This is a genomic window from Intrasporangium sp. (genome assembly GCF_036566125.1).
Taxonomy (GTDB): Bacteria; Actinomycetota; Actinomycetes; order Actinomycetales; family Dermatophilaceae; genus Intrasporangium.
On record NZ_DATCWX010000077.1, the window covers coordinates 38,515 to 55,029 of the forward strand.

Genomic DNA, 16,515 nt, shown 5'->3' on the forward strand with positions numbered 1-16,515 from the left:
GTGCCTGCGCCGTCGGCGCTGCGGCCGGGTCCACCGGGTCACAGGGCCCGTTGCTGCGCGGACCACGACTGGTGGAGGCTGGTGTACACACCACCGAGGCCGACAAGTTCCGTGTGGTGCCCGCGCTCGACGATGCGTCCAGCGTCGACGACGACGACCTCGTCGGCCGCCTCCGCCGTGGAGAGGCGGTGCGCGATGGCGATCGAGGTGCGACCTCGCGTCAGCGAGTCGAGGGCGCGCTGGAGCCGCACCTCGGTGCTCGGGTCGACCGCCGAAGTCGCTTCGTCGAGCACGAGCAGGTCCGGGTCGGCGAGGTAGGCGCGCGCGAGGGCGACGAGCTGGCGTTCACCGGCGGAGAGCGACTCGCCGCGCTGGCCGACGTCCGTGGCCAGGCCGAGCGGAAGCGTGGCGACCCATCCGTCGAGGCCGAGCTCGCTGAGGGCCAGGCGGACGTCATCTGCGCTGGCGTCCGGCCTCCCGAAGCGGATGTTGTCGAGCAGGTTGGCGTCGAAGAGGAAGCCCTCCTGCGGCACGAGGACGACCCGTTGTCGCAGCGACGCGAAGCTGATGGTGCGCAGGTCGGCCTCGTCGATGAGGACGCGCCCCGTGGTCGGGTCCATCAGCCGGGTGAGCAGCTTGGCGAGCGTCGACTTGCCCGAGCCGGTCTCGCCCACGATGGCCACCCTCGTGCGTGGGGCAATGGCGAGGTCGATGTCGTGGAGCACCGGCTCCCCGCCCGGGTAGGCGAAGCCGACCCCGTCGAAGCGCACGGAGATCGGCCCGCGGGGCAGCGTCACCCCGTCGGTCGGATCGGCGACATCGGCCGGGGAGTCGATGATGCCGATGACGCGACGCCAGCCGGCGACGGCGTTCTGCATCTCGTTGAGGATCTCGGTGGCCTGCTGGACCGGCATCGTGAAGAGGTTGACGAGGAAGAGGAAGGCGAGCAGCTCCCCCAGGGTCAGCCGCCCGTTGGCTGCGAGCACGGTCCCCACGACGAGGACGACGGCAGTGGTCAGCCCGGAGACGAGCTGGCCCGACGTGAAGGCCATGACGGCACGGGCCTGGGCGCCGATCGCCGCCTTGCGGTGGCTCTCGATGGCCTTGTCGATGCGCTGTGCCGTGCGGTCCTCGACGCCATAGGCGCGGATCGCCTGGGCGCCGACGACGGCCTCGGAGATGGCACCGAGCATGTCGCCGACCCGCTCGCGCACCGTGGTGTAGCTGCGGCCGACGATTCCCTGGAACCTGCGGATGATGAGGAAGAGCGGCACGAAACAGACCCACACGACCAGACCGAGAACCGGGCTGTAGACGAGCATGAGGACCGTCGCGAGCGTGATCTGGGCGACGTTGATCATGAGCATCAATCCGCCGAACTGGACGAACATCGAGATCGTGTCGACGTCGGACGTCACCCGCGAAACGAGCGAGCCTCGGCGCTCCGTGTTCTGCGTCAGCATCGACAGGTCGTGGATGTGCCGGAACGCCTTGAGCCGCAACGTTGCCAGCCCGCTCTCAGAGGAGCGGAAGAGCCGCACGTTGACGAAGTAGGCCGAGAAGACGGTCACGACGACCCCGCCGAGCGCGAGCGCGATGTAGGCGAGGACGACATCGACGTCCGGACCGCCTGTCGCCAGGATGCCCTGGTCCGTCACCCGCTGGACGACGAACGGCACGAGGACCCGTCCCAGGGTCGCGAGGACGGCGAGCAGCACGGTCACGCCGATGCCCCTGCCCAGCTCGGGCGACAGCTGGACGCCGCGCCGGAGGGTGCCCCACGTCGTCAGGTCCCGCCCCGACGCGATGCCGTGGTGCTCGACAGGTGGTGCGAACCGCATGCTCATCGGGCCACCTCCTCGGCGGCGATCGCGGCCCGCTCTGCGGCTTCGCGAGCATAGGCCGTGACGAGCCGTTCGTAGCCGGGGCACCGTCCCAGGAGCTCGGCATGCGTCCCGTGGTCCATGACGCGTCCCTCCTCGACGTAGACGACCTCGTCCGCCAGCAGGATCGTTGCCATCCGGTAGGCGACGACGAGGACCGTGGTGCCGGAGCTCGCCTCGCGCAGTCTCGAGAGGATCGCCTGCTCGACGGATGGGTCCACCGCAGACGTGGCGTCATCGAGGATGAGCAGCTGCGGGTTGCGGACCACCGCTCTGGCCAGGGCGATCCGCTGGCGCTGCCCTCCGGAGAGGCTGGCGCCTCGCTCTCCGACGCGGGTGTCCAGCCGCTCCGCCAGACCGCCGACGAAGGCCGCTCCCTGGGCGACCTCGAGGGCGCGCCACACCGCGCTGTCGTCGTGGTCGGCGCCGAGCGTGATGTTGCCCCGAACGGTGTCGTCGAACATGAAGGTCTGCTGCGCGACGAGGGCCGCGACCTCGGAGACGCCGCCGCGTCGCACCTGACGGAGATCGATGTCGTCGATGAGCACGGCCCCTGAGTCGGGGTCGACGAGCCGCATGAGCAGGCTCGTCAAGGTGGACTTGCCGCTGCCCGTGGGACCGACGAGAGCGACGGTCGACCCAGCCGGTAGGTCGAGGGTCATCCCGACGACGGCCGGGTTGACGCCCGACCCCCCGTCCTCGGTCTCGATCTGGTAGGCGTAGGACACGTCGTCGGTCGTGACCGCGCTGGGCCGGCCGATGGGCAGCGTTCGGTCGCCGTACCGCAGGCCGCCGCTGGCATCCAGCACTGCCGAGACCCGGTGCCACCCCACGACGGCCCGGGGCAGCTCGGCGAGCACCCACCCGAGGGCCCGGACGGGGAAGGCGGTGATCGAGAACAGGTAGGCGATCTGGGTCACCTGCGCGGCCGAGAGTTCCCCGGCCCGCACACGCAGTGTGCCGATCAGCAGGACGGCAAGGGTCCCGAGCGTGGGGATCGCCTCGACCGCCGGGTCGAAGCGGCCCCGGGTCCGCCCCACCTCGATGTTGGCGTCACGCAGCTCGTGCGTCACGGTACGGAACCGGTCGGTCTCGTGGTCCTCCCGACCGAGCGACTTGACGATGAGAGCGGCCTCGAAGCTCTCATGCGCCACCTCGGACACGTCGGCGCGCAGCTGTTGGGCTCGAGTCACCCGCGGGGACACCGCCCGTTGGAAGGCGACGTTGGCGACGAAGAGCATCGGGTACACGGTCAGCCCGACGACGGCGAGGATCGGGTCGACGACGAGCATCTGGACGATGCCGAAGAGGAGCATCACGAGGACCCCGATCGCCATCGGCAGCGGGGCGAAGACGTTCCACGTCGCCTCGACGTCGGCGTTGGCGTTCGACAGCAGCTGCCCCGAGGGGTGACGGTGGTGCCAGCTGAGGGGCAGCCGGAGGTACTGCCGCGTGACATCACGCCGGTACCTCGCACCGAGGTTGTACATGGCGATGCCGCCGGCGAGGCGGCGTCCGACCACGCCGATGACGGTGACGAGGACGACTGCGGTCAGGACACCACCGATGAACCACAGCTGGCTCGTCGTGACGTGGCGAGCCTCGATCGCGGGCGCCACGGCCTTGTCGACGACCCAGCCGATGGCCCAGGCCATCAGGCCCGTCATGACGCCGTAGACGGTGGCCCCGAGGACAGCGAGGGCGAACCAGCGCGGCTCCCCCGCGATGCCGCGCCGAACGACGGCCAGGCCCTCACGCAGCGTCGACGGGGCAGGCTGCTTCGGCGCCGCTGGAGCCGAGCTGCTCACCTGTGGCGCTCCCGATCAACAGCACCGACAGCACCGACAGCACCGCCCGTGGGCACCCAGTACCGGCGGCTCGTGCCACGAACGTCCTCGAGCACACCGGCGTTCGCCTCGATCGTGCGAGCGGAGGCGACGTTGTCGTCCTCGCACGTGACGAGGGCGGGGTCGATGCCGAGGCGCCCCGCCATGCCCAGCGCGAGACGCAGGGCGGTCGTGGCTACCCCTCGCCGACGGGCACTCGGCCGAACGGCGTAGCCGACGTGCCCGCCGACGACGAGGAGCAATTCGTTGAGCCGGTGCCGCACCGTGATGGTCCCCACGAGCCGTTCGTCGTCGAGGATCCAGCGATATGACGCCGGGACCCACCCCTCCGGCAGCGGTGTCCCGGGCACCTCGTACGAGGCGAGCAGGTCCACCCACGCCTCGAGCCCGCCGGGCCGCTCGAGCTCGGCCCGCTCGTCGGAGCGGTACGCCGAGCCGTGGATCGGCGCGGCACCGAACTCGTCCACCATCTCCCACCACGCCTCGGCGAGGAGGCTGGTGGGGCGAACGAGCTCGATCATCCCTCGACCCTAGGTCGGGGCAGGCCGTGCCTGCCACCGGGTTTGGTCCCGCTGATCCGGGGACTGAGAGGATGAGGCTCATGACGCGCCATGCCTGGTCCGAACGCCAGCAGCTGTGTGACGAGCTGGAGCGGCTCGGTCCGGACGCCCCGACCCTGTGCGAGGGGTGGGCGACGCGAGATCTCGCGGCCCATCTCTTCGTCCGCGACGCTCGCCCCGACCTCAGCATCGGCGCCTACGTAGCCCTCCTCGGCGGACGCCTGCAGCGGGAGCGAGACAAGCTGGCCCACGGCGACTACCACACGCTGGTGGACCGGGTCCGCGCCGGCGCGCCCGCCTGGAATCCCATGTCGCGTCCCCGGGTCGACGAGCTGGCCAATCTCGTCGAGTTCTTCGTCCACCACGAGGACGTCCGTCGGGCCCAGCCGTCCTGGGCACCTCGGGACCTCCCCGACCACGAGCAACGCGCCCTGTGGGGAGCCCTGCGCAGAATCGCTCGGCTCATGTTCCGCAGGTCACAGGCAGGAGTCGTCCTCGTCGCCCCCGGCATCGGTCGCCACTCGGCGAAGCTGCCCGACGAGCACGGCACCGTCGTGCTCCGGGGCGCGCCCGCCGAGCTGGTCCTCTTCGCCTACGGGCGCGGCGACCACGCTGACGTGCAGTTCGAGGGCAAGGCGGACGACGTGGTAGCGCTCCGCGAGTCCAAGCTGGGCCTGGGCTGAGACGAGCACGATCATCCTTTTCGTCGAGTGTGCTTCGTGCCGCTCGGGATGGGAGCAATGACGGGACCAGACCTGGTCGGGCAGCCTGCCCACGCACGAGCCGCACCACCCCGTCCCGTCACTCATCCCGCACGGGCGGCGTTTGCTGCACATTCGACTGGCGCGGGCCGAGCCGACTAGCGGACGACGACTCCCGCATCGCGCAGGGCCTGCTTGACCTGGCCGACGGTCAGCTCGCCGAAGTGGAACACACTCGCCGCCAGGACGGCGTCCGCCCCCGCCTCGACCGCCGGAGCGAAGTGCTCGACCCGGCCGGCACCACCGCTGGCGACGACCGGCACGGCCACGGCCGCGCGCACTCGCCGGATCAGCTCGAGGTCGTAGCCGTCCTTGGTCCCGTCCGCATCCATCGAGTTGAGCAGGATCTCACCGGCGCCGAGCTCCGCGGCCCTGGCGCACCACTCGACGGCGTCGAGGTCGACGGGCGTGCGGCCGCCGTGGGTCGTCATGACGAAGTCCTCCGTCCGGCGACCGGACTCGTCCACCCTCCGGCGGACGTCGGCCGAGAGGACGAGCACCTGGGCGCCGAACCGATCCGCGATCTCCGAGATGAGCCCGGGACGCGCGATCGCGGCGGTGTTGACACCGACCTTGTCGGCTCCGGCCCGCAGCAACCGGTCCACGTCGTCGACGGTGCGCACTCCCCCGCCGACCGTGAGGGGGATGAAGACCTGCTCCGCGGTTCGCCGGACCACCTCATAGGTCGTCTCGCGATTCCCGGAGCTCGCCGTGACGTCGAGGAAGGTGAGCTCGTCGACGCCCTGCGAGTCGTACAGCTGGGCAAGCTCGACCGGATCCCCGGCATCGCGGAGGTTCGCGAAGTTGACGCCCTTGACGACCCGGCCCGCATCGACGTCGAGGCAGGCGATCACGCGGGTGGCGACGGTGCTGCGGCTGGTCACGGGGTCAGCGTAGATCGCGGGTAGGGTCGCGCTCATGTGGGACCAGATCACGGAACCCGCCGACCCGGTGCACGTCGAGGCGGTGGTCGAGCTGGCCCTGGACGCCCAGCCACGCTGCGGCGACACGACGGTCGTCGCCATCGACGGCCGGAGCGGCGCGGGCAAGACGACGCTCGCGCTCGGCGTCGCCGCCGACCTGAGGTCCTACGGCACCACGGCCATCGTCCACATGGATCACCTCTACCCGGGCTGGGACGGGCTCGGTGAGTCGTCCGAGATCCTCGCCACCCGCGTCCTCGAGGCGATCTCGCGAGCGAGCTCAGCGGCATACGCCCAATGGGACTGGGAGGCGGGCGGCTGGGACGGCACGGTCGTCCTCGAGCCGACCGACTTCCTCGTGATCGACGGGAGCGGCTCCAGCGTCGGGCCGGCCCGCGCGTACGCGGCGGTGGGGGTGTTCGTGGACGCCGACCCGATGCTCCGGATGTCGCGCGGCCTCGCGCGCGACGGCGACACGTACCGGCCGCACTGGCAGCGCTGGGCGGCGCAGGAGGACGCCATCTTTGCCGCGGACGACACGAGGGCCCGCGCGGACCTCGTCATCGACACGACGAGACGTGGTCTACGGTCAGCCGGGTGGAACCAGCCGACGTGACCGAGGGCGCCGGGGTCGGCGTCCGGGTGAGGCCGCTGCCGCCAGTCTGGATCACCGCGGTCGCACTCCTCGCCGTGGCAGGCAACCTGCGGACCGCGATCACGAGCGTGCCGCCCTTGATCGACGCCATCTCGCGCGACCTGGGGCTGAGCCACGCCGCCGCCGGCGCCCTGACCACGCTGCCCGTTCTCTGCATGGGCGTGTTCGCGCCCATCGCGTCCGCGATCGCGCACCGCCTCGGCGCTGTCGCGGCCGTCCTCGCCGCCGTGGCCTGCGTCGTCGTCGGCACCGGGAGCCGGTGGTTCGGCGACGACGTCGCAACGCTCTACCTCGGGACGTTCGTGGCCGGCATCGGGATCGCCGTGGCTGGCTCGCTCCTGCCCCGCCTCGTCAAGGCGTTCTTCCCACCGGAGCGGGTCGGGCTGGTCACGGGGCTCTACATGTTCGCCATGATGGGCGGAGCGGCTCTCGCGTCCGCCGTCTCGGCTCCGTTGGCCGACCGCCTCGGGTCCTGGCAGGCGTCCCTCGCGACGTGGGGGCTGCTGGCCCTTGTTGGCCTGGTCGTGTGGGCCCCGTTCACGCTGCGCGCGAACCCGCACCACATGCAGGGCGAGGGGGGTCGCGGCCGGCTGCCGTGGCGACACTCCACGGCATGGCTCGTCGCCGGATACCTCGCCCTGCAGTCCTGGTGCTTCTACTCCGCGGTCACGTGGCTGCCGCCGACCTATGTCGAGCTCGGCTGGGACCGGTCCGCGGCCGGCTACCTCGGCGCGGTGTTCAGCGGGGCACAGGTCATCTCGGGGCTGCTCGGGCCGGTGCTCAGCGACCGGGCCACCGACCTGCGGCGGCTGCTCCTCGTCTCGGCCGCACTTGGTGTCCTCGGCTGCCTCGCCATCTTCACGGCACCCGAGGCGGCGCCGTGGCTGTGGGCCGTGGTGCTGGGTCTCGGCCAGGGCGCAGCGTTCTCACTGGCCCTCGTCCTGCTCGTCCGCTACGCGCTGACGCCGGAGGCGAGCGGGCGGCTCACCGGCATGGCCTTCCTGTTCTCCTACAGCGTGGCCTCGGTTGGCCCCTTCGCCATGGGCCTGGTCCGCGACGTCACCGGCGGGCTGTCACTCGTCTGGATCGTGCTCGCTGCCATCGGCGTGGTGCAGGGCCTCGTCGTCGTGCGGATGCGTCCGGACCTGCGCCGCGTCACCTGAACCTGAGCGTTGTGGCGGCGCCGGCGCCGCTCAGCCCCAGTAGTCCTCGACGGCCTCGGCGTCGGGCCCCTCGGCCTCAGCGGTCTTCTCCGTGACGGTGAACTGGCCGCGGTAGAACAGCATCGGGCGGCCAGCACCCGTGTCGTCGAGGCTGAGTGCCCGTCCAATGACGACGTCGTGGTCACCGGCGACATGCACCTGTTCCACCGAGCAGTGGATCCGCATCAGGGCGTCGGTCAGGCTGGGGCCGCCGTCCGCGGAGGGATACCAGTCCAGCCCGTCGAACCGGCTGCCGGACGGCGACCCGAAGCGCTCCACGATGTCGTGCTGCTCGTGGTGGAGGACGTTGACGGTGAACAGCCCGGCGTCGCGCATGCGCGGCCAGGAACGACCGCGGTGATCGGCGCAGAAGAGCACGAGCGGCGGGTCCAGCGACACCGAGGCGAACGACTGGCACGCGAAGCCCACCGGGTCCCCGTCCAGGGTCGTTCCGGTGACGACGGTGACGCCCGTCGCGAAGTGGCCGAGCGCATGGCGCATCTCCTCGGCGCTCGGCTGGGGACTCATGACGAGGACCCCTTGCGGAACTCACCGAATGCCTGGACCAGCGCGGCCAGCCGGGACGCCTCGCGGCCGGAGATCTCACCGTCGGCCTTCTGGATGGCCATGACGGCGAGGGTGTCGCCGTCGACGAGATCGAGGCTGACCCATGGCTCACCCCCGCCGAACTGGATCCCGACGATCTCGGGCCACTCCAGGGTCCTCGTCAGGACGAGATTGCGGACCATGAGCCCTTCACGGCTCGGAATGGCGATGATCGAGGCATACCGCCAGGCCAGGGCAGCGATGACGACGCCGAGCCCGAAGAGCATGATCCGGTCCGCCACGCCCCATCGGCCATCCTGCTCGGGCATGATCACCGCGATGAGGCCGAACAGCAGCAACGACGCCCACACGACGCCCAGGGCGACGACGCGGCCGCGCCTCGGCCGGAACGGCGCCAGGGCGTCCGCGGGGGTGCTGGTCGGGGTGTCGCTCACAGTCGGCAGGCGGCGATGTCGGTGACGAGGATGGCCCGCGCGCCGAGGTCGTAGAGCTCGTCCATGAGGCGGTTGCGCCCCATGCGCGGAACCATGGCACGGACGGCGACCCAGGCCTCGTCCTGGAGGGGCGAGACGGTCGGGGACTCGAGCCCGGGCGTCAGCTCGGTCGCCTTGGCGACGAGGTCCTTCGGGCAGTCGTAGTCGAGCATGACGTATGTCCGGGCTGTGATGACGCCCGCAAGCCGGCGCTGGAGCACAGACGTCGCCTGGTGCTCCCCCGGTCGGTCGCCCCGGATGAGGACGGCCTCGGAGCGCAGGATCGGCTCGCCGAAGACTTCCAGGCCTTGCTGGCGAAGCGTGGTGCCGGTCTCGACAACATCCGCGATGACGTCGGCCACGCCAAGGGTGATCGCCGTCTCGACCGCGCCGTCGAGCCGCACGACCTCGGCGTCGATGCCGCGCTTGGCGAGGTCGGTGCGCACGAGTCCCGGGTAGGAGGTGGCGACGCGGTTCCCGGCGATCTGCTCGACCGACGTGACCTTGCCGGGCCGCGCCGCATAGCGGAAGGTCGAGGCGGCGAAGCCGAGGGTCATCACCTCGAGGGCGGTCGCCCCCGAGTCGAGCAGCAGGTCACGGCCGGTGACACCGGCGTCGACGGTCCCCGACCCGACATAGACCGCGATGTCCCGGGGACGCAGGTAGAAGAACTCGACGTCGTTGTCCGGGTCGGCGACGACGAGCTCCTTCGCGTCCCGACGGGTGCGATAGCCCGCCTCGCGGAGCATCTCGACGGTCGCATCGGAGAGGGAGCCCTTGTTGGGCACGGCGATTCGCAGCATTGGGATGTCCTCAGAGGTGAGCGTAGACGTCGTCGAGCGTGATGCCCTTGGCGAGCATGAGGACCTGCAGATGGTAGAGCAGCTGGCTGATCTCCTCGGCGGTCTCGCCGTTCGACTGGTACTCGGCAGCCATCCACACCTCGGCCGCCTCCTCGACGATCTTCTTGCCGATCGCGTGGACGCCCGCGTCGAGTGCGGCGACCGTCCCCGAGCCCTCAGGGCGCGTCGCGGCCTTCTCGGCCAGCTCGGCGTGCAGCTGCTCAAAGCTCTTCACGGTCTAGAGAGTACTTTCCGTATGCCGCTGGGCTCGGGGCCGCCCGATCCGTGGCCACCCAGCCGCCTTCCGTTCGAGGGCCCGTTCGAGGTATCGCTCCGGTTGGAGGTATTCGTTCGTTCTCGAGAGCGACCCGATACCTCGAGCCGCGTTAGGCCCGGAGGGCGACGACCGTGGCGACTGCCGCGGTGGCGGCCTCGTGACCCTTGTCCTCCGTCGAGCCGGGCAGGCCGGCGCGCTCGATCGCCTGTTGCTCCGTGTCACACGTCAGCACGCCGAAGCCGATCGGGGTGGCCGTGCGCACCGTGACCTCCGTGATGCCGACCGTCGCTGCCTGACAGACGTACTCGAAGTGCGGGGTGCCGCCGCGGATGACGACGCCCAGTGCGACGAGGGCGTCGTAGCGAGGGGCGAGCGCGGAGCAGGCCACGGAGAGCTCGAACGTGCCCGGGACGCGGACCTCGGTGACGTCCGTGACTCCCGCGTCGGCCAGTCCCCGGCGTGCTCCGTCGAGCAGACCTCCCATGACCTGGTCGTGCCAGCTGGCAGCGACGACGGCGACCTTGAGGCCACGGCCGTCGACGGTCAGGGCCGGTGCTCCGTCCTTCATGGGTCTCCTCTCAGGCTGACTCTGGCTTGGCGCGGACGATGGCCGGCAGGTCGTGGCCGAGCCGATCGCGCTTGGTCATGAGGTAGCGCTCGTTCTGGGGCGCAACCTCGGTGTGCAGCCGCTCGACGGCAACGACGTCGATCTCGAAGTGGCGCAGGGCTGCGACCTTGTCCGGGTTGTTCGTCAACAGGATGATGCGGGTCGCACCGAGGTCATGGAGCACCGCGGCTCCAGCGGCGTACTCGCGCGCGTCGACCGGCAGGCCCAGGGCCGTCTGCGCGTCGACGGTGTCCGCGCCACGATCCTGCTCGGCATAGGCCCGCAGCTTGTCGACGAGGCCGACGCCGCGACCCTCATGGCCGCCCAGATAGACCACGACCCCGCCCTCGCGGCCGACCCGGGCCAGCGAGGCCTGCAGCTGGGGTCCGCAGTCGCACCGGAGCGACCCGAAGGCGTCGCCCGTCAGGCACTCCGAGTGCAGCCGGACCGGGGCTGGGGCCCCTGGCCTGGTGCCGTGCAGCCCCCGAGCGCTCACCAGAGCGACGTGTTCGTCGCCGGTCAGCGTGTCCCGGTAGCCGTGGGCCGTGAAGGTGCCGTGGCGCGTCGGGATCATCGTCGTCGCGAGCCGCTCCACCCGGTCGTGCTGCTGGCGCCAGGCGATGAGCTGCTCGATCGTCACGACGGGTAGCCCCGTCTCATGGCCGAGGGCGACCACCGCCTCGTAGCGCATCATCCGGCCGTCGTCATGGACCAGCTCGCCGATGACCCCGACGGGTGGCAGGCCGGCGAGGCGGGTCAGGTCGACCGCCGCCTCCGTGTGCCCGGGCCGGGTCAGGACGCCTCCCGGCCGGGCCCGCAACGGCAGCACGTGACCGGGGCGGATGAGGTCGGAGGGCTCCGACGCGGGGTCGGCGAGGACCTGGACGGTGCGGGTCCGGTCCGCGGCGCTGATGCCCGTCGTCACCCCCGCGGTCGCATCGACGGAGATCGTGTAGGCGGTCCGCAGGGGGTCGCGGTTGTCCGAGACCATGAGCGGCAGCTCGAGCCGGTCGGCCACGTCGTTCGGCATCGGGGCGCAGAGGTAGCCGGACGTGTGCCGGATCGTCCAGGCCATCCACTCCTCCGAGGCGGTCTGGGCGGCGAGGACGAGGTCGCCCTCGTTCTCGCGGTCCTCGGAGTCGAGCACGAGCACCGGGCGTCCGGCCCTCATCGCCTCGAGGGCCTCCTCGATCGTCGACAGGGTCGACAGCGCGGTCATGACTCCTCCTTGGTGTCAGCGGCGCCGGCTGTGCCCGGCCCGTGCACGAGCAGGCGCTCGACGTACTTGGCCAGGACGTCCACCTCGAGGTTGACCTCGTCGCCGACCCCCTTGCGGCCCAGCGTGGTCTGCTCGAGGGTGGTCGGGATGAGGGAAACGGAGAAGGACGCCGGTCCGACCGCGGACACGGTCAGCGACACGCCGTCCACGGTGATCGAGCCCTTCTCGACGACATAACGGGCCAGCGCGTCCGGGAGGGTGAACGACACCACCTCCCACCGGTCGCCGGGAACACGCTCGGTCACGGTGGCCGTCCCGTCGACGTGCCCCTGCACGATGTGCCCACCGAACCGGCTCGACGCCGCCATCGCCCGCTCGAGATTGACGCGGTCACCAGTTCGCAGGGAGCCGAGGCTGGACCGGCTCAACGTCTCGGCCATGACGTCGACGCTGAACCCGTCCGCATCGTGGGAGGTGACGGTGAGGCACACTCCGTTGACCGCGATGGACGCACCATGGACCGTGTCGCTGGCGACGAGCGGGCCCTCGATCCGCAGTACGGCGGACTCGGTCCCGTGCTCGATGGACCCGACGGTCCCGAGCTCCTCGACGATTCCGGTGAACATCTCCTGCTACGCCCTCTCGTCCAGAGCCACCAACACCCGCCGGTTCGACCGGTGAACGACGCCCATGCCGCTCGCGGGGACATCGACCGGGTGTGGGATGGTCCCGTGGATCCGGAGGTCCGCGCCGACGCGCTGGACGTCCCCGATGTCGAGTCGCCTGATCCCATCCATCGACGTGATGCCAAGATCCCCCACCGCCGGACGACCGGCGCCGAGCAGAGCCGGCGCGAGGTAGGCATAGACCTCATCGACGAGCCCGGCCCTGAGGAACGCGCTCGCGAGCGTCGGGCCGCCCTCGAGCCAGACGTCACGAATTCCCGCGTCCCACAACACCGCGAGCACGTCATGCGGATCGCGGCTGCGGATGTGAAGCACCTCTCCCGGTCCCTCGCGGACGCGAGCCGACGCGGGCACGTCCCGCAACCCGACCACGACGCGAGACGGCTGTCGTCCCGCGAGCGAGCCCAGCGGCATACGGCCCGGTCCCGTGCGCACGGTGAGGCGCGGATCGTCGACGAGGACGGTCCCCGTGCCCGCGACGATGGCGTCGCGTGACGCCCGCAGGGCGTGCACGTCGGCCCGCGCCTCCTCGCTGGTGATCCACTGGCTCGTGCCGTCGGCCGCGGCGCTGCGCCCGTCGAGGGTGGCGGCGAACTTCCACGTGACCAGCGGTCGGCCCAGGGCGATCGTGCGTGCCCAGCGCTCGTTGAGTGCGGCGGCCTCGTCGGCCAGGACGCCGGCCACCACGTCCACCCCGGCCGCGCGCAGCACGTCAGATCCTCCGGCCGCATCACCGTTGGGGTCGTCCTGCCCGTAGACGACCCGGGAGACCCCGGCCGCGACGAGCGCGTCGGCGCACGGGCCGGTCCGACCGGTGTGGGCACACGGCTCGAGCGAGACGTAGGCCGTTGCACCGCGGGCCCGGTCACCGGCGACGCCCAGCGCTGCCGCCTCGCCGTGGGGCGTGCCGGCACCGCGGTGCCAACCCTCCCCGACCAGCTCGCCACTCGCGTCGACGACGACGCACCCGACGCGGGGGTTCGGGTCGGGCCAGGATCCCCTCGCGGCCAGTTCCAGGGCGCGCCGCATGAAGGCTGCGTCCCTGGCATCGGAGGTGTAGGCGGCAGCCATCGGTCAGGTCCCGTGGGCCGCGACGAGCACGGGCTCGACGTCGCGGTGCTCGGTCCTGGACGCCTTGACCCACTGGGTGAAGCCGTAGACCACGAAGAGCCCGTAGAAGATGTAGAGGACGGCCGTCGGCACGTAGCCGGTCGCGAAGCCGAACGGCACCCCGACGAGGTCGACGCCGATCCACGCGAGCCAGAACTCGTTCCAGCCGCGGGCCATGGCGTACGTGGCCACGATCGATCCGACGAAGATCCACGCGTCGCACCAGAAGAACCACCACTGCGGCGTCCAGAACGGGTTCGGGGCGAGGCTCCACAGTGACGCGAAGACCTGGTGCACGACCACGGTGCCGACGAGCCAGAAGCCGACCACGGCGGCGCGCTCCCGCCCGGTCGCCCAACGCGGCGTGATCGCGGCGCCGGTGGCGTCCTGGGCGTGGTTCAGTCGGCGCACCTGCGTCCACCGCCACCAGCCGTAGATGCTGGTGAGGATGAAGAAGACCTGCCTGCCGGCCTGGCCGAAGAGCGGGATCCGCTCGTCGGCGCCGAAGAGCGCGCCGAGGTACACGAAGAAGAGCATGATGTTGGCGAGGATGCCGACGGGCCAGGCCCAGACTCGGCGCTTCATGCCGAACCAGGCCGAGGCGACGCCGATGAGCACGGCGATGAGCTCGATCCAGTGCAGCTGGTAGGGGCCGACGGGGATCGCGGCGTCGATGACCTGCTGGAAGACGTTCTTCGTCTCGTCTGCGAGAGCTAGCGACTGCATGTGGTGTTCGTCCTTGGAGTTCGTGGTGCTGGTCGGACGAACTCCGGGGAACCTCCACAGCTGCCGCTGCCGTGCTCCGCGCCCCGATCAGGGTGCGCGAACCACCACAGACGCCAGTCTGTTTCGTGCTGCCTCCCATCCGGACTTTCACCGTCGGTCCTGGAGTTCCACCAGGTCAACCGGCCACTCGTGAAGCACAGTGAGTGGTCGGGTCGCGGACTGTCACCGCCGGCTCGGAATTACACCGACCCCGGAGCACGTAATCATCAGTATGCACCGCGGTCTCGGGAACTCCCACCCCGCGTCCACGTGACGGCGGCCACGCTGGAAGGTGCCGTATGCCGCTGAGCCGGCTCAGCGGCATACCGTCGCCTGGCCTTGGGGCTGGGACCCGGCCCGCTGCTCAGTGGGCGTGCGACGTGGCCAGGGCGCGCAGCTCCTCGACGGCGGCAGCGGCGTCCTCGGCTCCGTAGACCGCCGAGCCGGCGACGAAGACGTCGGCGCCCGCCTCGGCACACTGCTCGATCGTCTCGGCGCTGACGCCGCCGTCGACCTGGATCCAGATCTCCCCGCCGTGACGCTTGACGGCCTCGCGGACCTGGCGGACCTTCGGCATCTGATCAGCCATGAAGGACTGCCCGCCGAACCCCGGCTCGACCGTCATGACGAGCACCATGTCGAGCTCGGGCAGCAGCTCCGCATAGGGCGCGAAGTCCGTCTTCGGCTTGACTGCCATGGCCGCCCTCGCACCGGCTGCACGGAGCGCTCGGGAGAGGGCTCGGGGATCGTGCGCAGCCTCGATGTGGAAGGTCACCGACTGACACCCCGCCTCGGCATACATCGGCGCCCACCGGTCCGGGTCCTCGATCATCAGGTGAGCGTCGACCGGGATCGGGCTGACCTTGATGAGCGCCTCGACGACGGGCAGACCGATGGTGAGGTTCGGCACGAAGTGCCCGTCCATGACGTCGACATGGGCCCAGTCGGCGTTGGCGACCCGCTTCAGCTCACTCTCGAGGTTGGCGAAGTCGGCCGACAGGATGCTCGGGGAGATCTGCACGGGCCCAGCCTAGGGGCCGGGTCTGCGGGACGATGTCGGCATGAGCGACCTGGTCGGATGGACCCGCGGCAGCCACACGGCACGCGGAGAGACCCATGACACCTACCGCAAGGGCAGCGGGCCGGGCGTGGTGCTCGTGCACGAGATCCCGGGAATCACACCCGAGGTCATCAGGTTCGCGGACGACGTCGTGACCCGCGGCTACACCGTGGTCATGCCGCGCCTCTTCGGCCGGCCGGGCGCGCGGGCCACGACCGGACAGCTCGTGCGATCGATCGGCCAGATCTGCATCAACCGGGAGTTCGTCAAGCTGCGAGCCGGCGTCACGTCCCCCGTGACGGACTGGCTGAGGTCCCTCGCCCGCAGTCTGCACGTCGAGCTCGGCGGACCGGGCGTGGGAGCACTCGGGATGTGCCTAACGGGCGGGTTCGCGCTCGCGATGATGGTCGACGAGTCGGTTGCCGCCCCCGTCGTGGCCCAGCCGGCCCTCCCCGCGGCGATCGGAGCGGTCCGCAAGGCCGACCTCGGCCTGAGCCCGACCGATCTCGCGACCGTCCGTCGCAGGGTTGCCGAGGGCTGCCCGGTCCTCGGGGTGCGCTACCGCGACGACCCCGCCACCGGGACGCGGTTCGAGACGCTGGCGACGGAGCTGGGTGATGGCTTCATCCGGGTCGAGCTCGAGGGCAAGGGCCACGCCACCCTGACCGCCCACCGGCAGCAGGTCGCGGTCGACCGGGTCCTCGCCTTCTTCGACGAGCGACTGCGGCCGGGCGGCTCCTCCGCCTAGCGGGCGACACGGCAGGATCGGTCCATGAGCAACGATCCGAGCAGCGATCCGGGCAGCGACCCCGTCATCCAGGCGTTCGACGGGGAGGTCCTCGTCATGACCCTGAACCGCCCGGAGAAGCGCAACGCGCTCAGCCTGGGTCTCTGCCGAGCGCTCGAGTCGGCCGTCCGAGATGGGGCGGCGCGGGCACGGGCCATCGTCCTCACCGGCGCCGGATCGACGTTCTGCGCCGGAGCCGACCTGGACGGCGTCTACGGCGAGGAGTTCCTCGAGGCCCACTACGGCATGCTGGGCGCGATCACCGGGTCGGCCATCCCGGTGATCGCAGCC

Annotated in this window: 19 protein-coding genes and 1 riboswitch; of the genes, 5 read left to right on the plus strand and 14 right to left on the minus strand. The window is 70.9% G+C overall.

Annotation, left to right across the window (positions count from 1 at the left end):
• Positions 1–38: 38 nt before the first annotated feature.
• From VIR15_RS04595 to VIR15_RS04605, 3 genes are read right to left on the minus strand one after another with little or no spacing between them, the layout of a single operon-like run.
• Positions 39–1,847 (minus strand): ABC transporter ATP-binding protein, encoded by a 1,809-nt coding sequence (locus tag VIR15_RS04595; protein WP_331926294.1) that lies wholly within the window; start codon positions 1,845–1,847, stop codon positions 39–41.
• Complete coding sequence (locus tag VIR15_RS04600) at positions 1,844–3,691, minus strand: ABC transporter ATP-binding protein (protein ID WP_331926295.1); 1,848 nt, start codon at positions 3,689–3,691, stop codon at positions 1,844–1,846. Before VIR15_RS04600 ends, VIR15_RS04595 begins: the two co-directional genes overlap by 4 nt.
• Positions 3,688–4,251 carry a GNAT family N-acetyltransferase gene (locus tag VIR15_RS04605; protein WP_331926296.1) on the minus strand — a complete coding sequence of 188 codons (564 nt, stop codon included), beginning with the start codon at positions 4,249–4,251 and terminating at the stop codon, positions 3,688–3,690. Before VIR15_RS04605 ends, VIR15_RS04600 begins: the two co-directional genes overlap by 4 nt.
• Positions 4,252–4,331: 80 nt before the next feature.
• Between VIR15_RS04605 and VIR15_RS04610 the strand changes: the two genes are divergently transcribed.
• Positions 4,332–4,973: a TIGR03085 family metal-binding protein gene (locus VIR15_RS04610; protein WP_331926297.1), complete on the plus strand. Its 642-nt coding sequence runs from the start codon at positions 4,332–4,334 to the stop codon at positions 4,971–4,973.
• 176 nt (positions 4,974–5,149) lie between these two features.
• Here VIR15_RS04610 and hisF read toward each other — a convergent pair whose 3' ends face one another.
• Positions 5,150–5,935 (minus strand): imidazole glycerol phosphate synthase subunit HisF, encoded by a 786-nt coding sequence (hisF, locus tag VIR15_RS04615; RefSeq protein WP_331926298.1) that lies wholly within the window; start codon positions 5,933–5,935, stop codon positions 5,150–5,152.
• 34 nt (positions 5,936–5,969) lie between these two features.
• On the opposite strand from hisF, the gene VIR15_RS04620 reads away from it, so the two are divergent.
• Both VIR15_RS04620 and VIR15_RS04625 read left to right on the plus strand, forming a co-directional pair.
• On the plus strand, positions 5,970–6,590 hold the full coding sequence (locus VIR15_RS04620) for a nucleoside/nucleotide kinase family protein (RefSeq protein ID WP_331926299.1): 621 nt from the start codon (positions 5,970–5,972) through the stop codon (positions 6,588–6,590).
• Entirely contained in the window at positions 6,572–7,792 is a 1,221-nt protein-coding gene (locus VIR15_RS04625; protein ID WP_331926300.1) for an MFS transporter, read from the plus strand. The genes VIR15_RS04620 and VIR15_RS04625 overlap by 19 nt, the downstream gene beginning before the upstream one ends.
• Before the next feature lie 30 nt (positions 7,793–7,822).
• Here the strand turns inward: VIR15_RS04625 and VIR15_RS04630 are convergent, their stop codons facing one another.
• The 10 genes from VIR15_RS04630 to rpe form a co-directional block, all read right to left on the minus strand.
• Positions 7,823–8,359: a flavin reductase family protein gene (locus VIR15_RS04630; RefSeq protein ID WP_331926301.1), complete on the minus strand. Its 537-nt coding sequence runs from the start codon at positions 8,357–8,359 to the stop codon at positions 7,823–7,825.
• The gene (locus tag VIR15_RS04635; RefSeq protein WP_331926302.1) at positions 8,356–8,832 is read right to left on the minus strand and encodes a PH domain-containing protein; all 477 of its coding nucleotides are present in this window, start codon (positions 8,830–8,832) and stop codon (positions 8,356–8,358) included. Before VIR15_RS04635 ends, VIR15_RS04630 begins: the two co-directional genes overlap by 4 nt.
• Entirely contained in the window at positions 8,829–9,674 is an 846-nt protein-coding gene (gene hisG / locus VIR15_RS04640; protein WP_331926303.1) for an ATP phosphoribosyltransferase, read from the minus strand. The genes VIR15_RS04635 and hisG overlap by 4 nt, the downstream gene beginning before the upstream one ends.
• A gap of 10 nt (positions 9,675–9,684) precedes the next feature.
• On the minus strand, positions 9,685–9,948 hold the full coding sequence (locus tag VIR15_RS04645; protein ID WP_331926304.1) for a phosphoribosyl-ATP diphosphatase: 264 nt from the start codon (positions 9,946–9,948) through the stop codon (positions 9,685–9,687).
• Positions 9,949–10,099: 151 nt separating this feature from the next.
• Positions 10,100–10,558 carry a 6,7-dimethyl-8-ribityllumazine synthase gene (gene ribH / locus VIR15_RS04650; RefSeq protein ID WP_331926305.1) on the minus strand — a complete coding sequence of 153 codons (459 nt, stop codon included), beginning with the start codon at positions 10,556–10,558 and terminating at the stop codon, positions 10,100–10,102.
• Between the two features lie 10 nt (positions 10,559–10,568).
• Positions 10,569–11,807: a 3,4-dihydroxy-2-butanone-4-phosphate synthase gene (ribB, locus tag VIR15_RS04655; protein ID WP_414654914.1), complete on the minus strand. Its 1,239-nt coding sequence runs from the start codon at positions 11,805–11,807 to the stop codon at positions 10,569–10,571.
• 5 nt (positions 11,808–11,812) lie between these two features.
• Complete coding sequence (locus VIR15_RS04660; protein WP_331926307.1) at positions 11,813–12,442, minus strand: riboflavin synthase; 630 nt, start codon at positions 12,440–12,442, stop codon at positions 11,813–11,815.
• A gap of 6 nt (positions 12,443–12,448) precedes the next feature.
• The gene (gene ribD / locus VIR15_RS04665; protein WP_331926308.1) at positions 12,449–13,573 is read right to left on the minus strand and encodes a bifunctional diaminohydroxyphosphoribosylaminopyrimidine deaminase/5-amino-6-(5-phosphoribosylamino)uracil reductase RibD; all 1,125 of its coding nucleotides are present in this window, start codon (positions 13,571–13,573) and stop codon (positions 12,449–12,451) included.
• Between the two features lie 3 nt (positions 13,574–13,576).
• Positions 13,577–14,338, minus strand: a complete 762-nt coding sequence (pnuC, locus tag VIR15_RS04670) for a nicotinamide riboside transporter PnuC (protein ID WP_331926309.1) — start codon at positions 14,336–14,338, stop codon at positions 13,577–13,579.
• Between the two features lie 121 nt (positions 14,339–14,459).
• Positions 14,460–14,601: riboswitch (FMN riboswitch) on the minus strand.
• A gap of 140 nt (positions 14,602–14,741) precedes the next feature.
• A complete protein-coding gene (gene rpe / locus VIR15_RS04675) occupies positions 14,742–15,398 on the minus strand; it encodes a ribulose-phosphate 3-epimerase (RefSeq protein ID WP_331926310.1) in 657 nt (218 codons plus the stop codon).
• A 40-nt stretch (positions 15,399–15,438) separates the two neighbouring features.
• On the opposite strand from rpe, the gene VIR15_RS04680 reads away from it, so the two are divergent.
• Entirely contained in the window at positions 15,439–16,185 is a 747-nt protein-coding gene (locus tag VIR15_RS04680) for a dienelactone hydrolase family protein (RefSeq protein WP_331926311.1), read from the plus strand.
• 24 nt (positions 16,186–16,209) lie between these two features.
• On the plus strand, positions 16,210–16,515 hold a 306-nt coding region (locus VIR15_RS04685), incomplete at its 3' end, for an enoyl-CoA hydratase-related protein (RefSeq protein WP_331926312.1).

Coding starts and splice junctions, on each gene's coding strand:
- VIR15_RS04660 (WP_331926307.1), bottom strand. CDS start 12,442: ATGTTCACCGGAATCGTCGAGGAGCTCGGGACCGTCGGGTCCATCGAG.
- VIR15_RS04620 (WP_331926299.1), top strand. CDS start 5,970: ATGTGGGACCAGATCACGGAACCCGCCGACCCGGTGCACGTCGAGGCG.
- hisG (WP_331926303.1), bottom strand. CDS start 9,674: ATGCTGCGAATCGCCGTGCCCAACAAGGGCTCCCTCTCCGATGCGACC.
- pnuC (WP_331926309.1), bottom strand. CDS start 14,338: ATGCAGTCGCTAGCTCTCGCAGACGAGACGAAGAACGTCTTCCAGCAG.
- VIR15_RS04630 (WP_331926301.1), bottom strand. CDS start 8,359: ATGAGTCCCCAGCCGAGCGCCGAGGAGATGCGCCATGCGCTCGGCCAC.
- VIR15_RS04680 (WP_331926311.1), top strand. CDS start 15,439: ATGAGCGACCTGGTCGGATGGACCCGCGGCAGCCACACGGCACGCGGA.
- VIR15_RS04595 (WP_331926294.1), bottom strand. CDS start 1,847: ATGAGCATGCGGTTCGCACCACCTGTCGAGCACCACGGCATCGCGTCG.
- VIR15_RS04610 (WP_331926297.1), top strand. CDS start 4,332: ATGACGCGCCATGCCTGGTCCGAACGCCAGCAGCTGTGTGACGAGCTG.
- ribH (WP_331926305.1), bottom strand. CDS start 10,558: ATGAAGGACGGAGCACCGGCCCTGACCGTCGACGGCCGTGGCCTCAAG.
- VIR15_RS04605 (WP_331926296.1), bottom strand. CDS start 4,251: ATGATCGAGCTCGTTCGCCCCACCAGCCTCCTCGCCGAGGCGTGGTGG.
- ribD (WP_331926308.1), bottom strand. CDS start 13,573: ATGGCTGCCGCCTACACCTCCGATGCCAGGGACGCAGCCTTCATGCGG.